The 18,191-nt window shown below is 41.4% G+C and carries 11 protein-coding genes; 4 read left to right on the top strand and 7 right to left on the bottom strand.

The annotated features are described in order from the left end of the window. Positions 1 to 76: 76 nt before the first annotated feature. From wecC to BMY80_RS06265, 6 genes are all read right to left on the bottom strand, one after another. The gene (wecC, locus tag BMY80_RS06240) at positions 77 to 1,315 is read right to left on the bottom strand and encodes a UDP-N-acetyl-D-mannosamine dehydrogenase (protein WP_031579069.1); all 1,239 of its coding nucleotides are present in this window, start codon (positions 1,313 to 1,315) and stop codon (positions 77 to 79) included. Between the two features lie 131 nt (positions 1,316 to 1,446). Further along, positions 1,447 to 2,592: a non-hydrolyzing UDP-N-acetylglucosamine 2-epimerase gene (wecB, locus tag BMY80_RS06245; protein WP_093141993.1), complete on the bottom strand. Its 1,146-nt coding sequence runs from the start codon at positions 2,590 to 2,592 to the stop codon at positions 1,447 to 1,449. Between the two features lie 294 nt (positions 2,593 to 2,886). Then, positions 2,887 to 4,062: a nucleotide sugar dehydrogenase gene (locus BMY80_RS06250; RefSeq protein ID WP_093141995.1), complete on the bottom strand. Its 1,176-nt coding sequence runs from the start codon at positions 4,060 to 4,062 to the stop codon at positions 2,887 to 2,889. A gap of 424 nt (positions 4,063 to 4,486) precedes the next feature. Then, complete coding sequence (locus tag BMY80_RS06255) at positions 4,487 to 8,503, bottom strand: glycosyltransferase (RefSeq protein WP_093141998.1); 4,017 nt, start codon at positions 8,501 to 8,503, stop codon at positions 4,487 to 4,489. Between the two features lie 111 nt (positions 8,504 to 8,614). Next, complete coding sequence (locus BMY80_RS06260; RefSeq protein ID WP_093142002.1) at positions 8,615 to 11,374, bottom strand: glycosyltransferase; 2,760 nt, start codon at positions 11,372 to 11,374, stop codon at positions 8,615 to 8,617. A gap of 132 nt (positions 11,375 to 11,506) precedes the next feature. Continuing rightward, positions 11,507 to 12,538 carry a hypothetical protein gene (locus tag BMY80_RS06265; protein ID WP_093142006.1) on the bottom strand — a complete coding sequence of 344 codons (1,032 nt, stop codon included), beginning with the start codon at positions 12,536 to 12,538 and terminating at the stop codon, positions 11,507 to 11,509. 291 nt (positions 12,539 to 12,829) lie between these two features. Between BMY80_RS06265 and galU the strand changes: the two genes are divergently transcribed. Next, entirely contained in the window at positions 12,830 to 13,744 is a 915-nt protein-coding gene (galU, locus tag BMY80_RS06270; RefSeq protein ID WP_093142009.1) for a UTP--glucose-1-phosphate uridylyltransferase GalU, read from the top strand. A 106-nt stretch (positions 13,745 to 13,850) separates the two neighbouring features. Here the strand turns inward: galU and BMY80_RS06275 are convergent, their stop codons facing one another. After that, complete coding sequence (locus tag BMY80_RS06275) at positions 13,851 to 14,531, bottom strand: outer membrane protein (protein ID WP_093142011.1); 681 nt, start codon at positions 14,529 to 14,531, stop codon at positions 13,851 to 13,853. Positions 14,532 to 14,881: 350 nt separating this feature from the next. Between BMY80_RS06275 and minC the strand changes: the two genes are divergently transcribed. The 3 genes from minC (at position 14,882) to minE (ending at position 17,696) form a co-directional block, all read left to right on the top strand. Continuing rightward, on the top strand, positions 14,882 to 16,033 hold the full coding sequence (gene minC, locus BMY80_RS06280; RefSeq protein ID WP_093142014.1) for a septum site-determining protein MinC: 1,152 nt from the start codon (positions 14,882 to 14,884) through the stop codon (positions 16,031 to 16,033). A gap of 359 nt (positions 16,034 to 16,392) precedes the next feature. Next, positions 16,393 to 17,358 (top strand): septum site-determining protein MinD, encoded by a 966-nt coding sequence (minD, locus tag BMY80_RS06285; RefSeq protein WP_093142016.1) that lies wholly within the window; start codon positions 16,393 to 16,395, stop codon positions 17,356 to 17,358. Between the two features lie 2 nt (positions 17,359 to 17,360). Continuing rightward, positions 17,361 to 17,696, top strand: coding sequence for a cell division topological specificity factor MinE (minE, locus tag BMY80_RS06290; protein ID WP_031579057.1), 336 nt, complete (start codon positions 17,361 to 17,363; stop codon positions 17,694 to 17,696). The last annotated feature ends 495 nt before the right edge of the window (positions 17,697 to 18,191 follow it).

Here is an 18,191-nt window from a genome sequence, read left to right on the forward strand (position 1 = left end):
ATATATTTTTTCTTTTGTATTCTTCTAATAATCCGTTAAATTTACGAGGTTTTGTTCACGTTAGAGTTTTGTCCGATTATCTCTTCCACAAACCTCTGGTATCAATGAGAATCTGACTGTCACTGAATACCGGATGAATTTCCTTAAATTCCTTATGATCAACCAGGAGAAGTATGACATCGGCCTTAAGAGCCTCATCAAGATCAACCAGTTTCAGAGGCTTATCCGCTAAAGAAACCGGCAGTTCGGTAATATTAGGTTCAACGGCAACTACGCAGTCAGGATATTCCTGAGCCAGATCCCTGGTAATGAAAACAGAAGGACTCTCTCTGAGGTCATCAATATCCGGCTTGAAAGCCAGCCCCAGACAGGCAATGGTACAGTGTCTGTTTAATTTTGCAATGGCATTCCTTACCTGCTGTTTAACCCATTCCGGCTTGCCGTCATTAACATTTCTGGCGGTTCCGATTATTTTTGCAAGATCAGGAGTCTTGCTCACAATGAACCATGGATCAACGGCAATGCAGTGTCCGCCGACACCCGGTCCCGGATTCAGGATATTTACACGCGGATGGTGATTTGCAAGGGAAATAAGCTCCCACACGTCGATATTCAGACGATCACAGATTAAGGATAATTCATTAGCAAAGGCGATATTCACGTCTCTGAATGAATTTTCGGTAAGCTTTGACATTTCCGCTGTTCTTGAATTGGTCTTTAACAGCTCACCTTTCACAAATACCGCATAGATATCAGCCGCCATGTCAGCTGATACACGATTAATACCGCCGATAATACGGTCATTATCAATAAGTTCATACATGATTCTGCCTGGAAGTACTCTTTCCGGACAGTATGCAAGATAGATGTCGCATACATCATTATTTTCATCGGCAACAGCAAGATCCGGACGCAGTTCACTGAATATTTCAGCGACCCTCTCGGTTGTACCTACCGGAGAAGTAGACTCCAGAATCACGGTATTCCCCTTCTTAAGATAAGGAGCAATCTCTTTTGCCGCAGCCTCGACATAACTGATATCAGGTTCATGTGATGAGCCTTTAAAAGGAGTTGGTACGCAGATAATAAAACCGTCTGCTTCACAGGCACTGCACGAAGCCTTAAGCATGCCTTTTTCAACAGCCTGCTTTACCACTTCACCGAGTCCCGGTTCCACAATGTGGATTTTCCCCTGATTTATAATATCAACCGCATGTTTATTGACGTCGACTCCATGGACTTCAACGCCATGTGATGCAAACATGGCTGCAGTTGGTAATCCGATATATCCTAAACCACATATACAAAGTTTCATCTTTTATCCTATACTTATCTTATATCAGTATCCATTCTGATTTATATTTTTTTCTTACCGCATGCGGCCGATTATCATATTCAGCAGCCTCAAACCTCAGTATATTCCTGATGACATAAAAAATCATGTCATCAGACCGCTTCAGCATCCCCAATATCCAAACCTGAAGCATCCATAATGGCTCTTACAATTCTTTCTGAAGAATGTCCGTGTCCGTACGGATTCTTTGCATTCTTCATTTTAATGTAAGCATCATGATTATCTAAAAGCTCGGATACCCCCTTTACGATGGCTGACGAATCCGAGCCGACAAGTTTCGCACATCCAGTCTGAACACCTTCAGGTCTTTCCGTAACATCACGCATAACCAGAACAGGCTTTGACAGAGCCGGAGCTTCTTCCTGAATACCGCCTGAATCAGTAAGTACCAGATATGAAGCATTAAGGAGAGCCTGGAAATGCAGATAGGAAAGAGGAGGCAGAAGCAGAACTCTTGCATGATTGCTGAGAATAGACCTTACCGTTCTCTGAACCAGAGGATTCAGGTGCACAGGATACACAAAAAGGCAGTCCATATACTTATATGAAAGTTCCTTTATGGCGTTGCAGATATCTACCAGCCCGTCACCAAGATTCTCACGTCTGTGACCGGTTATAAGAATAATCTTCTTTCCCTGTTCCAGAGCTTTCTGCACGTCAATATGCAGAAAATCATTCTTGCCCTTCACAAAATCTCTTACCCAGAGAAGAGCATCAATTACGGTATTTCCGGTAACAAAAACCTGTTCCGGAGGTATACCTTCCTTAATCAGGTTGGCATAAGACAGTCTTGTAGGTGCAAAATGGAGATCGGCAACACGGGTCACTATCTGACGGTTCACCTCTTCCGGGAACGGAGCAAATTTATCATAGCTTCTGAGACCGGCCTCAATATGAGCCACCTTTATATGTCTGTAGAACGCACACATGGCTCCAACCATAACGGTTGTGGTATCACCCTGTACAATCACCCAGTCAGGTTTTTCCTTTTCAAAAACCTCATCAATAGCCACATAAAGCTTTGAGGTAAGAACAGCAAGTGACTGTCCGTGACTCATCACGTTGAGAGAAATATCCGGAACGATCTTGAAGTCAGCAAACGTATCATCGATCATCTGCTGATGCTGACCGGAATTACATAAAAGAGTGGTAATCTCCGGATGTCTCCTTAACTCCATAACTACAGGAGCCAGTTTTACAGCTTCCGGTCTGGTTCCCGCAATCACTATAATCTTCATATAACTACTGTACAATCCCTGTCTTAAGTAATCATATTTTCACAAAAACATCACCTATACAAAAAACAGTAACTTAAGCATTCAGTTATGTTTTTGTGCAAATATATTCAAAATCATCACAAACACAACGAGCATCGATACTTTAATATCTGAATCTCTTTTTCCGTTTTATCATAATAAAGGGAATCTGCATTTATGATCAGAAATCCATTGCAATATTGGTTAAAAAGTTAACCTCCTACACAGTTATAAAATTTTTTCAGGAGGTTAACCTGCAATATAAATAATTACACCTTATTCCTTATTGAAGATATCTCTGGTGTAAATCTTTTCTGCCACGTCGGCAAGTTCTTCACTCATACGGTTACAGATAATAACGTCTGACTGAGATTTGAATGTCTGAAGATCCTTCTCAACCTTTGAATTGAAGAAGGTTTCATCATTAAGCATCGGTTCATAAACAACAACGTTAATGCCCTTAGCCTTGATTCTCTTCATGATACCCTGAATTGAAGATGATCTGAAATTGTCAGAACCTGACTTCATAACCAGTCTGTAAATACCAACTGTAGAAGGCTTTCTTGAAAGAATATCAGAAGCAATGAAATCCTTTCTTACGGTATTTGAATCTACGATGGCCTTGATAATGGTGTTTGGAACATCCTTGTAGTTTGCCAGAAGCTGCTTGGTGTCCTTAGGCAGACAGTAACCGCCGTAACCGAATGAAGGATTGTTATAGAAATCACCGATACGAGGATCCATTGAAACACCCTGAATAATATTCTTGGTGTTCAGCCCCTTCAGAGAAGCGTAGGTATCAAGTTCATTGAAGAATGCCACTCTCATAGCGAGGTAGGTATTGGAGAACAGCTTAACACTTTCTGCTTCGGTTGGAGGAAGAATGAGTGAAGGGATCTTTTCAGCCGGAGTAAGAGCCACGCTCTTAAGGATTTCAATATACTTTTCACCGAAAGCCTTATCGTTGGTACCGATAATGATTCTTGAAGGATAAAGATTATCGTAAAGAGCACGACCTTCTCTTAAAAATTCAGGTGAGAAGTGAAGCTTGGAAACTGAAAGATCCTTCTTGGTCTTTTCGGTAAAACCTACAGGAAGTGTACTCTTAACAACAATATCAGCTTCAGGAGCATATACCTTAACCTGTTCGATAACACTGAGAACTGAATCTACATTGAAGTAGTTCAAATCAGGGTCATAATTGGTCGGGGTAGCAATGAATACAATATCACTGCCGGTTAAAATTTCGTTTGGATCTGTTGAAACGGTCAGATTAAGATTCTTGTTTGCAAGATAATCACTGATGTATTCATCCTTGATTGGAGATACCTTTGCCTTCAACTTGTTTACTCTGTCTTCTGTAATTTCAAGCAGGCCAACCTGATACTTGGTTGACAACATTACTGAAACTGACAGGCCTACATATCCTGCACCAACAACTGCTATTTTCATCTATTTATTCACCTATAAAAAAACAACAACACCTTAACATCGAATCAACACGTCGACCAGGCGCCACAAACTTTTACAAAAAGCCAATCTACACAAAAAAAGCAATAAAAACCCGCATTTATTTTACAAGGTAATCAGGGCTCTTTATTAGAGACAAGGGATTTTTACAGATTATATTGTGAGATTGTTCACATTGATTGTTAAAAAAATTTAACTGATTTTAGCTAATGATTATTTAGTATTCAACCTAATTTTTCAGTGGTAACATTTTCATATTTTTTACTGTTTTTATTTTACTGAAAATTCAAACATTACCCGTAAAACCGGCGGTCTTCAGGTTTACCTGAAATATTGTACAAAAACGGCCATGATGCAGAATCACACCATGACCGCAGAAGACAAAAGCTTTCAGATTAACAACGGATTATCTGTTTTTGCCGAAGAAGCCGGCAAGTGTTTTTCCCTTACTCAGAACCTTATCGGAAAGACGCTTATGCAGACTTACATGCTCTTTTTCCGTTTTGTCCGTATCATCCGTCCTTCCGGTATTACTACCGTCTTCCAGCGGAGAAGATGACTCAAGGTGAGACGTTTCAGAACGTAGTTCCTTCAGAACCCTGCTCATTAAAGCCTCATAAATTCCATTGTTTCTGGTCTTAAGCACTGAATTGGACTGTGACAGCTTATCAACAGCTCTCTTATAATAATCTTCCGTCATTGAGTATCTTTCTTCAGCATAATCATTGAGATAATCCAGCATGAATCTGTATTCATTCTGCTGCTGATTAAGCCCGCCTTCCCGCTCTGACACAATGTTATGCAGAAAATCCTCCCACATTGATTCTACGGAAGCAGAGGCCATGGAAACGACATTTGCACGAGCCTCACTGCCAAGTTTCTTCATGTATTTTCTGTCTGACAGAATTTTAACCAGCCGGTTACCCAGCTCTATGTAATCATTCTGATTAACCGTCACAATTCCCCTGCCGTCCTCAATGAATGTAAGCCACGGCATATCGTAGGTTACGACAGGGAGACCGTGACTCATGGCTTCGGCAAAAGTCATGGAAAAACCTTCATATTTTGATGTATTGACGAACACTGAAGCCTGAGAATAATACTTTTCCACTTTTTCAGTAAAACCGGCAAACTCAACACAGTCAGAGATTTCAAGCTCATCAGCTGTCTGAACCATTTTTTTCATTATTGACTCATCACCGTCCCCGACAATCAGAAGCCTTGCCTCCGGCAGAGACTGATGAACAAGAGCCATGGCCTTAATAAGATCGACAGGATTTTTTTCGTGCGATATTCTTCCTACCCAGCAGATAGTACTGTTATCCAGAAAATTCATAGGAACATTATCAGGATTAAAGGTAAGAGGGTTCGGTATTACCGCTGTATTTCTGCAGTACAGCGAGGTATACCTTCTGTCACACTCGGAAAGATTTACCACACCATCGCAGTTCACATATGTCGCGAGAACAGAGCCTGAAGTTTTATAGGCAAATTTATGAACAAACGGAACGGCAAAGAAGTTATGAGAGTGGGAAATATAATAGGTTTCACCCGTTGCTTTCACAGCAAGCATATCCCAGAATGAACATTCGTCCATCCAGTGACCTGAAACAACGGCATCGATACCGTTACTCTCTATAATCTGACGCCAGCGACCGTATCTTTCGAAAAAAGCACCTTCATGAGACAGATCCTTGTTAGGCAGAAATTCACGCCTTACCATATCCGACAGCGGGTACTCATCCCCGTCCCTGACGTCATCAGTAATAAGCACGACTCTGTATTTATATGAACCATCGGCATTTTTTACTGCCGCAAATCTGTTGCAGAGGAGCTGTGTAACCCTCTGAGCTCCGCCGTTGCTTATGCTTCTGTAGTAAAAAGCTATGGTTCTGATATCCTTATGCGGACGCTTGGATTTAAAATATCCGCAGATTCTGCCGGAAACCTTTTTCGGTTCGTTCCAAAATTTTTCAGCGAGACATTTTACAACATCATCATATCCCCAAAGATTTACCAGGGAGGCCATATTAACGTCGTTATTTATGTTCTGGGTACAGTTCACGAATTTCACCACGCTTTCAGACATCAGACGCTTTCTGATATTTTCAGATACCTTGCTGTAATCACCGTTTAATGTATGCAGGTATTCATCTATCGCCATGAACACGTCATGTTCCGTAAGCATTGTCTCAAACATTTCCTGAGTCATCAGATCCGTTCCGGTTACCCCTGATCCCAGTTTATAGCGATAGAGTTTATCGGTAATTCCGCAGTAGCTTTTAAAACTGCCCAGTATATATGCCATGGCATATATGTCATTCGCCTTGTAGAATCTGTGTTCAGGCATTTGAGCAAAAACCTGACGGCACAAATCCCCGGAATAAATCTTATTCCACAGATTAAACGAAAAAAGCTGTTCCACAAAGGCTGCAGACAGAAGATTGTCTGATGCGATTTTCTGCGTATACGGCTCAACAAAGCTCTCGAAACGGCGAATACGTCTGTATGCGCACTGATTCCGGTAATTGACCACGTCAGTGCCGAACATCAGCAGATCGGTTTTTGCTTTACTGATTGCCTCAAATGCCGTTTCACATGCATTTGAGGAAAGCTCATCATCACCGTCCAGGAACATGACATACTGACCTGAAGAAGATGCAACTCCCTTCTGACGGCAAATCTGAGCCGATGAATTCTTTTCCAGACTAATCAGCCTGATTCTGGAATCTATTTTCCGGTAAAGCTTTATTATGCCTTCAGAACCGTCTGTTGAGCAGTCATCCACGCAGATTATTTCAATATTCTTCAAAGTCTGGTTACAGACACTCTTTAAAGTATCACCGATAAATTTTCTGACGTTGTATACGGGAATAATGACTGAAACCTGAGGCTGTCCCACAACTTCTATTCTGCGGAAGAAGGTTTCAGTAACAAGAGCTTCCAATATTTCACTGCAGGTCTCAATACATCTGCAGTAGGCTGACAGAAATCTTGATTCAGATTCGTAAACAAGTTTATTTTTTCTGATGATTTCAGTTCTGTACATCTTGTTGGATGCTTTGGAAAAAAGCTTCTGAAGATTTACCCTGCCACTTACATACCTGCTGTTCTCAGCAAGTTTCTGCTGATTTCCCTGATAATCAGCATAATCTCCGGCAAGCAGAGAAAAATCACTGTAGCAGATATCCTTTTCAGATTTTACAAGAGCATAGAAATACTTACTGCAGGCTTCTTTATGCAGTATTTCCCCGGATCTGCAGAACATGACAAACGGAGATTCAATCTGTCTGATTATTCTGTCAACACTGCGGTTAAGATCCATACCGACGGAATTAACAATGGAAATTCGGGAATCCTGCTGTCCGTATCCGTCAAGATCTCCAGTACAGGAAGACTGACTGTTTACGACTATAATTCTGATTTTTTCAAAACTCTGAGTAATGAGAGAATCCAGCGTTTCATGCAGAAAATCAGCTCCAGTTGAAACCGTCAGCACCACGGTTATCAGAGGCTGACCTTCCACATAGGCAGAAACAAGATCACCTACCATACCGGAATTTTTTCTGAACTCGAGGAATTCTTCATTTGCAGACATATTAGGCTGATAACTTACGTTATAATTTGATCTGAGTTTCAGTCTGTAGTTAAGAGATCTGTTAAGTGCCGTATTGAAGGTTGCAAAATAATCACGTCTGTTCGGAAGTCTCATGATATTGGATAAAAGAATATCATAAGCCTTCAGAACATTATCCACATGACAGTCCTTGAGGGACATGGTGGTTGACTTACTGTCCCCCTTTGTATACTGAATATAACTGCCGTCAAGATATGCTATTTTTTCAGCCAGTGAAAAGGCCAGAAGAGTAAATGACAGATCATTTGAGGAAGACAGTTCGGCATACATGAGGTGATGCTGCCTTATAAAATCCGTCCTGAATATTTTGTTCCACGGTACCGCATGAGAAAGCTGATACAGTCTGTCGTAATTCTCACCGGGAACAAAAGGATTCTCAGCTCCGTCTCCGAAAGAGGTGGTACTTATGAGTGTTCCGTCCGAAGTAACGAAAGAATAATTACAGAAACAGATATCAGCTCCTGTTTCAGTTATTTTTCTGTACATGTCACCAAGAAAATCAGGCATAAAGAAGTCATCACAATCCAGGAAGAAACAGTATTCCCCCTTTGCATGAGAAAACCCCAGATTGCGACAATATCCTGCACCTCTGTTAATGGTGTTATGAATTACTCTGATTCGACTGTCTCTTTCGCTGAGTTCCTTCAGAATTTTGAGAGAACCGTCTGGTGAACAGTCATCTACGCAAATGATTTCAAAATCCTGACAGCTCTGATTCAGCAGTGACTCAATCGTTCTTGTTATCCCCTGCTGAGCTTTGTATACAGGCATTATTACAGAAATCATTCTAAACTCCTTCCCTTCCTCTATCCAATCTTATCCAAAATCTTAAACCGATCTGATAAATAAACTTACATTTCTAACAGTTCTGAATTTTCCGGTTTACCAAAAACAAAATCAAGGCTGCTCACTCATGACAAAATCCGGGAAAAACTCTCTGGCTTTTGCAAGAAAATATTCCCTGTCATCATCGGTCATTCCACGAAGATAAAAACCCAGATCCCTTTCCAGCCGTTTCATTACGGTATCCTTCCATGACTGTTTTTCCACGTCTGACAGAGATGAATTTTCAATATCTGTATATATTTCCCTGTACAGGCTGAAAATTCTGACATCATCCTTCGATTTTACCTTGTTGGTTATGGATTTATCGTTTTTATAATACAGATATTCCGGCTTACAGTTAATCTCTATTCTGTTGCAGTACATCATGGCACCGAAGGTGAATTTATTATCACCTCCTATCACCTTTGGAATTTCACAGAATCTGATACCGTTTCTTATTATCAGATCCCTGCTGTATATCTTGTTCCATACCGTACCGCTTCTTACAGCAATTATCTTTCTGTCCTTAAAGGTACCGTCTGTGAACGGTATACCGAAATTCTTCAGAGTAGAACCGTTCTCGCTGAACCAGCGGGCATTAGGAGTAGCGGCAATATCAGCCTCACCGGCAACAGCGGTTTTATACAGTTCTTCAAAATAATCAGCAGAGACGGTATCATCAGAATCGACAAAGCCGACGTAATTACCCTTTGCCATTCCGATGCCTCTGTTTCTTGCGACATTACATCCCTGATTCTGCTGTTCAACTATCACGATTCTGGAATCAGCCTTTTCATAATCCTTTAACACAGCGCCGGTACCATCGGTAGAACCGTCATTGATGACGATTATCTCTATATTGCGCAGAGTCTGAGCCATCAGACTGTCCAGACAGTGTCGCACCATGTTCTCCGCATTATATACCGGCACGATAACGGAAACGTACGGCGCATCCTTCTCACCATTCTCCATGATGTTCCAGAGTTCAGGGTAATGAGCAAAAATGCCACTGAGCTGAGCATTATTGTTATCACCTTCCACATAGTTTATCTTCATCAGCGTAGGTTTATCATTGGCTCCGATTTCCGTTGCCAGGTCTACGTGAACCAGATCAATACGCCTGCGGAGAACCTTCTTCTTAACCCCCTTCATGGTACTCATGGCCCAGAACCACAGATCATCAGTGGTTGGAGCCAGACTGGTAAAAAGAGAAACGTCGGATACATCTTCACTGAAACAATTCGGAGGATACAGAACTCCACCGCATCCGGTAGGCAGAACTCTGAAAGACGGGAATGACAGTCTGGTATCCCGTTTCCATTCCCGGTAAGGTTTAAGACAGTGTTCCTCTGAATCAATCAGGTGTGCTCTGGCCGCAATCACGACATCCGGGTACATCAGATGTTCTTCGTAGAGATCTCCTATAAGTCCTGCAGGATAAAAAATATCATCATCGACGGTTATTATCGTATAACCAGGATACTTCTGCAGAACAGGAACAAGTTTCTTGTACGATCTGGTATTCGCAGTCCAGATAATTTCCACCAATCCTGAAAGTCTTATAATCTCGTTAAGGAGGTCAGGAAAATCTTTTTCCCTACCGGGAAAATCCTCTTCTGATACGGAAATAACAATTTTTTCAGGCAGAACAGAATTCAGCAGAAGAGAAAAAACTACGTAGACAAGATCGCCGATTCTCGGTCCAAACGTAGTCAGAGATACAATAAGTTTCGGAACAGTCTTTTCAGAAAGATTCAGATTGTTTTTATTGAGTCGCCCCCTAATAACCTTTTCGGCAAACACTCGATCCAGGAAAAAATGACGATCAAGTCTCTGAACCATAGGTCTTTTTTCTTCGTCCACCTCAAGTCTGCGACATACTCTGTCCATCAGCACTGCGGATCTCAGATATTTAACTTCCGGTGCGTATTTCTGAGCAAAAATATGAAAAGCCACCTGTTCAGGAATTCCCTCAAGACATGACTTGCGGCTGAAGTCCATGAATTTTCTGGTTTTGGAATGAGTAAGGTCAAAGAACATCACGTCAAACCGAACTTCTTTCAGATTTTCGGTTACCGAAGGTTTATCTTTCAGTCCTGACAGATCATATTTATCCTGCAGACTGATTCTTTCATCTTCATGCATTACCCAGAAATCACTACCCCGGTACAGCGGATTAAACACCATTTTATGAAATGAAAAATTGGTCACCTCGACATAAGGAGACAGCCAGCAGGCATACCTGTAACCTGACAGGTATGAGACGTCATATCTGACCATTCTGATTTTCATTTCATAAGAAAGTTTTCCACCGGCATACCTTACAAAACGCCATCCGTTGTATCTGCCGATAGACAGCAGTTCCTCATTATCGGTTATGCAGATGTAGTCCCATTTAGGAGCTTTATCCTTAATCAGAGGAATCTGAACAGTATAGACGCCCCTGTCATTTCTCAAAAAACAGGTATATATACATCTCTGGTTTTTTACGGAATAATCAAAAGAGACCTGCTGTCTTTCAGGAAGAAAAAAATTCCTTATTTCCTTGTTCGAACAGAGATAATCTATAAGAGAATTTCGATCATAAGTCTTTAAATACTCATGCTCTTCAAGATATGCCGAACCGTCAAACAGCCATCCTGATGAAAAACCTTTTTTCCAGCCGCTTCTGTAGAAATGCTCTAACAGTTTTTCTTCTGAAAGACTGTTCAGGCCATACTCCCTGCGGTACCAGTCAGCATCAAAATAGCCTGATTCTGAAATCATCCGAAGTTCATCGCATACCTTATAATGTTCATTAAGTTTATTAACGATTTTTTTTATAAAACTCATAAATCTCAACTCAAATACAACTCAGACTCCATTCAGAAAAAATTTTCAAATTTCTGAGCTGAAAATAATGTTTATCTCCCCGATGCGGAAATGCAGTTCATGTGAACACATCTGTTATGTCGGAAGTAACTGTTACTTGGTATCAATTACATTCTTATACCAGTCTCTCATTCTCCAAACACATGAAAAATTCTGGAAAAGGAAATTATCCTGGGCTTCCATCCTGAAATCAGGTGAACTTAAACGCATTGCCATATAGACGGCCTGAGAAAAAATCAGACGATCTCCCTGGGCCACATGACCGCCTATGACATCATAAATCCAGACAAGCATATTGTCATGAACCTGATTAAGACCGTAATTCAGCTCACTGACGTTTAAATTCTTCAGCATAGGAAAAAGATGCTTGCTGCAGTGATTTTCGTCAGTAAGATTCTGAATGATGAGATATCTGTTTGTCGAGATGTTTTCTTTGATTATGTCTGAGGTTTCATTCCTTCTGAAAGGATCCTTTTCATCCACTGTCGTACCTAAAAGCTTGCTTAGCATCGAATTTGCGGAAGTCTGCTTCAGGTCAATCTGCGGATTTACCGCTATATGGTTGGTTCCGTCAAGATAATTGGATATCTGCAGTGAAGCATATCCGCCGGCAGAGGAGCCGAAAAAATACACATTGCGGTTTTCAATGCCGAGAAGTTCTCTTATTCTGTTTACAATAACGGCAAGATATTCAATATAAGCTTCCTTCCGAGTACCGTAAAACCATCCCCTTCGCAACTGTTTATACATTGACAGCATCGGATCCGACACATTGAGAACATATCCCGGACAGAAAGGCATGTATGAATTTCTTTTGAAAACGGGGATAGCTTCAGATGGTTCTCTTGACGCGGAAAAAATAACAAAAAGATTCTTCTTGTCTTCACTCTGTTCAGGTTCCTTCAAAAGAAGATCAAAAAGCACATTCCCCAGATACACCGAAAATCTGTTTTTCAGATTTTCACGAACCAGATCCTTACAGTCATAAAACTGACAGCTTTTTTCCATATCGTAGTGCTGATTCTTCAGTCTGTTCCACTGAAGCTTCATCTCCTTGCTGAAATCAGCATAGCTGTCTATCGAAACCTTTTTAAAAACTTCCTCAAACTTGCTGTTGTAACTCATGTGTTTTTCCAAATAACCCTATCTTATTCAAACTACAGATTAATCCCCATGCCTATAATACTAAATCATCATAAAAGATGAGACTGTAAAGGACAAATAATTATTTTTTTTGTGATAACGTGACAAGTATTAAAAAAATGTTAAAAACGGGTTATCATTTAATGGCATTTACAGAACATTTCATCAATAATGTACGCCTACAGAAAATTCAGGAAATCAATCTAACATTATTCAACATTAAGGATTGAAATTATAACCATATAATAGCAAGTTGCGGAGACAACACAAAAAATGAAGATCACTAAAGCCGTTATACCGGTGGCAGGTTTAGGCACCAGAATGCTTCCTGCCACCAAAGCAATACCGAAGGAAATGCTGCCTATAGTCGACAAACCTCTTATTCAGTACGTGGTTAACGAAGCCGTGGCTGCAGGTATCAAGGATATAATTCTGGTTACCCACTCATCCAAAAATGCCATAGAAAATCATTTTGACAGAAGCTTCGAGCTTGAAGCAACCCTTGAAAAGCGTGTTAAACGCCAGCTTCTTGACGAAATACAGTCAATCTGTCCTCACGACGTAACCATTATGCACGTAAGACAGGGTATAGCCAAAGGGCTCGGACATGCTATTTCCTGCGCAAAATCACTGGTTAACGGTGAACCTTTTGCGGTAATTCTTCCGGACGATCTGATTGATGAGTACAGTTCAGACTACTCAAAGGACAATCTCAAAAAAATGATCTCCCGCTATGAAGAAACCGGGAAAAGCCAGATCATGGTTGAACAGGTTCCTATGGAAGACACATCATCCTATGGTGTTATCGACGTTCCTGAAGAATTCAAGAACAGAGTCATTGAACCGGAAACAGACATCACCATCAAAGGATTCAGCGAAAAGCCTAAGGTTGAGGAAGCTCCTTCAAATCTTGCCATTGTGGGCAGATATGTTCTTTCTCCTGCAATCTGGGATCTGCTTGACGAAACACCTATCGGTGCCGGCGATGAAATTCAGCTGACTGACGCACTCAGACTCCTGCTCAGACAGGAAGAGATTGAAGCTTTTGTGCTCAAGGGAAGAAGACTGGACTGCGGTTCAAAATTCGGATATGTGAAAGCATTCATTGAATACGCCCTGCGCCATCCAAAGCTTCAGGAAGAAGTCAGACACTACCTTCTTGATGAAGTTTATCCGAAATTAAACTAATCATCACGAAGAAATAATCTCTGATTATTTTTTATTAACCTAGTTAAAACCCATTGGCAGCAATGGGTTTTTATTTCATTCACAGGCTGTAAACAGATGAATTCTCCTAGAACTTCAGATTGAACCCGGCATACAGATCAAAGGAATCAAGCTGCAGTTTTTCATAGAAATAGTCTTTGGAAACTTCACCGTAATCAGCATATCTCAAGCCCACATCAAAGCCGAAGTGATCATTAAGCATCAGTTCGGTACCTGCCTTGACATTTATGGCCAGTTCGGTGTTGTGTTCGGTGAAACCACTGATTGAAGATCTGTTTCTGGCAAAACCCAGACCTGTTCCCACGTACGGTACTACAACACTGTTGATGTGATAGTTACCTATTACGTTGACAAACATGCCAGAAGACTTCACCGTCATTGTATCCCTGTAGACAGTATGGTCATCACCCCATACATCCATGGAATAGTCATCATTATTGAGGAAGAATCCTTCAGCCTCGACCTTGAATCCCATACCGGATGAATGTTCAAAATCAAGACCGACATGAGGATTGACAATAAAAGAAGCACCGTCATCAACATTATGATCATGATTATCATGATGATGGTGATCATCATGAGTATAATCCAGATTTGTAAAGGCAACTCCTGCGGTACCGCCGATATAAGGTCTTATTCTGAATCCCCTCGCGGAAGTGTCATCCTGATAATCATCGGCAGCATAAGCAGAAGCACCAGCAGCAAGAAGAACCGCACAGGGAACGACCTTAAGTAACATATTTTTCATATCAAACCTCGTCTGCAGACAGACAATGAATTTAAAACATACCTGTTTCTGACGGACTGCCGTGTCAGTCGCAGTCCACCGGCAAACCAAAACGGTCACGATGAGATTATCATCACGTGGCCTCCTATATATACCACAAATGCGGAAAAAACGTACAATGATTATTCATATTTTTAACCTGCACGGAGCTTATCTCTGTTTGCAATGCTCAGTACATCCCCGGAACTCCTTATGTTTTTGGTTATTGTGTGAACTGTGCAGGCAAAAAAAATCCTAATAATTACAAAATGTGCTAAAATTTTTTAACATGTTTGTGTAGACAATAAGTTATAATAATAATCGGTAAGACAATGACCAGCCCTGCATTAAAAACAGAAGGATATCTGATAAACACCCTGCATCTCGACAGATGCGACACGGCATTCGTATGCGAATATTTCAATCAGTGTCAGGATAATGAATCTCTCAAATCAACTCCCATAGTTCTGGCTCTGGAAAACGCCGGAGATCTTCACGGCTTTGACTTCCATAAAATCAAGGCTTACGCCGCGGAACTCGGATTCAACATTATCGGCCTCTGTGCTACCCTTAATCCTAAAATCGCCCTTTTCATAAAGACATGGAAGCTCCCTGTTTTCGTACCGGGCGGAATTTCAGGAAACAGTCAGACGGCATCATCAGGTTCAACCTCTGCAGCACCTGTTCACGCGGCTCCGGCAGCTCATACCGTTAACAATATTACGAACAGCAACGGCATCATAGTCGGTTCAGCCAGAACCGCAGCTCCTGCCGAACAGGGCATAAAGATTAATACGGCCGTGGTTTCAGATGACGAACCGGATCTCCACAGACCTAACGACATCATAATCGAGAATCCTTTCGGAACCGACGAGGAAGCGCCTTCCGGATCCGTATTCTCCGCCGGTATTAAAGGCGGCTTAACCGACAGAATTTCCTCCGCTTCCGCACCTGACATCAAAACAGTGGAACACAAAATGTCCATGGGACCTGCTCCTTCCACAGTTGTGGTAACTCCGGTAAAGCATGCCCAGCAGCATCAGGAAATCAGACAGACCGCTGAAACAGCTCCTGTAAAGGAACCTGTACAGGAAAAGGCTCAGAACACTCAGGCTGAACACCAGCCTCAGCCTGTTCCTCAGATTGTGGCCAACCCGGAAACCACCATGATTCATGTGGGTAACGTACGCAGCGGCAACAGTCTGTACGCAAAGAACAAATCCCTGGTGATTATCGGAAACGTGGGTGACGGAGCCGAGATAGCGGCCGATGACTGCATTTACGTATTCGGCAGCGTCAGAGGCAGAATTCAGGCTGGCGGACGCCGGAACACCACAAGCATTATCTACTGCAATGATTTCAAACCTCAGCTGGTTTCCGTTGCAGGCATTTACTCCACCATTGAAAACATGCCGCCGGAAGTGATTGGCAAAGGAGTACTTGTTTCACTGAAAAACGGGGTTCTTGAATATAAAATTCAGTGATAATCCGCAAAGATGGATAAAGTAGTTTCTAATAATCGTTAAAATGATGTAACATACCTGTTGTTCGTCATAAGATGAGCGGAAACTGCTTACTGTATACCTGGTAAACAGGTTATATTTACGGTGACTGTACAGACACCTGATAACAGGCTGGCATTACCGTACAGTCATATGCTATTGAGGTGAAACCTTAACGGGCTTTTGAACTTGACTTTTGAGAAGATGTCTGTATGTTCAGACTGCTTTACAAAAGATTCGGAAAGAGTCCGATAAGGTTTTACGTTTGTAACATAACACAAATTCATAAAAGGATTCAGGAAACCGAATCCGCAAGTTAATTAACAAGGATACTGCACTAAATGGCAAGTGATTTAAATAAAGACGTAGAGTTGGAAAACTCAACAGTGGCTGAAACAGAAGCTGAAGCAGCAGAAATCAGTCAGGAAGTTGAAAATGAAGCCGGCGAAGCAACTGAAGCAGCCGAAGTGGAAGAAATTGATTACAAGGCTGATTTCAAGGCAAAGATCATCGTTGTTACCTCCGGTAAGGGCGGTGTAGGTAAAACCACTTCCAGCGCATCAATCAGTTCAGGTCTCGCTCTCTTAGGAAAGAAGACTGCTGTTATCGACTTCGACGTAGGTTTAAGAAATCTTGACCTCGTAATGGGTTGTGAACGTCGTGTAGTTTACGATCTGGTAAACGTAATCAAGAGGGAAGCCACCTTAAGACAGGCTTTAATCAAGGACAAGAACTGCCCTAACCTGTATATTCTTCCAGCTTCCCAGACCAGAGACAAGGATGCACTTTCAAAGGAAGGCGTTCACCGTATTCTGCGCGAACTTGACGACATGGGTTTTGAATACATTATCTGTGACTCTCCTGCAGGTATCGAAACCGGTGCTCTCATGGCTCTCTACTTTGCAGACATCGCCATTGTGACCACCAATCCTGAAGTTTCATCAGTAAGAGACTCAGACAGAATCATCGGTATTCTTGACTCAAAGAGCCGCAGAGCCGAATACGGTCTTGAACCAATCAAGCCTTACCTGCTGCTCACCCGTTACGACCCTAACAGAGTTGACGGCGGACACATGCTCAGCATGGACGAAGTAATTGAATTGTTAAGCATCGAACTTATCGGTGTAATTCCTGAATCCAAGTCCGTACTCGAAGCATCCAACCTCGGTAAGCCTACCGTTTACATCAAGGGTTCTGACGCAGGCATGGCCTACATGGATACCGTTAAGCGTATTCTCGGTCAGCACGTTGACTTCAGATTCACCCAGAAGGTTGGCATTTTCAAACGTTTATTAGGGAAGAAATAACTATGTCATGGTTAACTGATCTTATTTACAGAAAAAAAGAAACCGCCAGCAGCAGTGCCAAAAGCAGATTACAGCTGGTACTCATTCACGATCGTGAAAACCGTGACGGTCCTGATTTTCTGCCTCAGCTGAAGCTTGATATCATCAATGCTATCAAGAAGTACGTACAAATCAATGATGAACAGGTTCACGTAAACGTATCTCAGAAGAACGATACCTCAATGATGGAGGTTTCCGTATCTCTGGATCCTAAGTACGATGATAAGATTCCTGAATATCATGAACGTTATTCGGACGAAAATGATATCAACGATATCAAGAGCGTTGATGACAGGTAAAAAAAATCCTGACTGATTACCTCTTCCCTTGAATAAAGGAAGTTATGTCATGACGGATTAAATCAGCATATAAACATATAAACAAAATCAGAAGGCTGAATCAGTTGATTCTGCCTTCTGTTATTCTGTCCCTGCAGCCAGAACAGGTACTTATTGAAGAATATCCGAAGCAGAACTTCGAAATATGGTTCACCTGATGTGACAGAAATTTCATCAGATTTAAATACATTAAACGCACCAGGTTTGACTAGAACTTTCCCAATTAATAATACTATATAAGATGTGCAAATATTGAGCACATCTTGTTTCAATATCTCATTATTTACTCCATATACCAATCAACAACATAACTTCCTCAGTTTTCATGTAGATATAAAGCCTGTTTTCTCCCTAAAAAAATTAAAAAATATCGACAAAATTGTGAAATTTTTCTTGAATATAGTCTAATTATAACTTATAATTAGACTATATATTTACGGAGTTTGATATGCCAAT

It is taken from the genome of Ruminobacter amylophilus (assembly GCF_900115655.1).
Classification (GTDB): Bacteria; Pseudomonadota; Gammaproteobacteria; order Enterobacterales; family Succinivibrionaceae; genus Ruminobacter; species Ruminobacter amylophilus.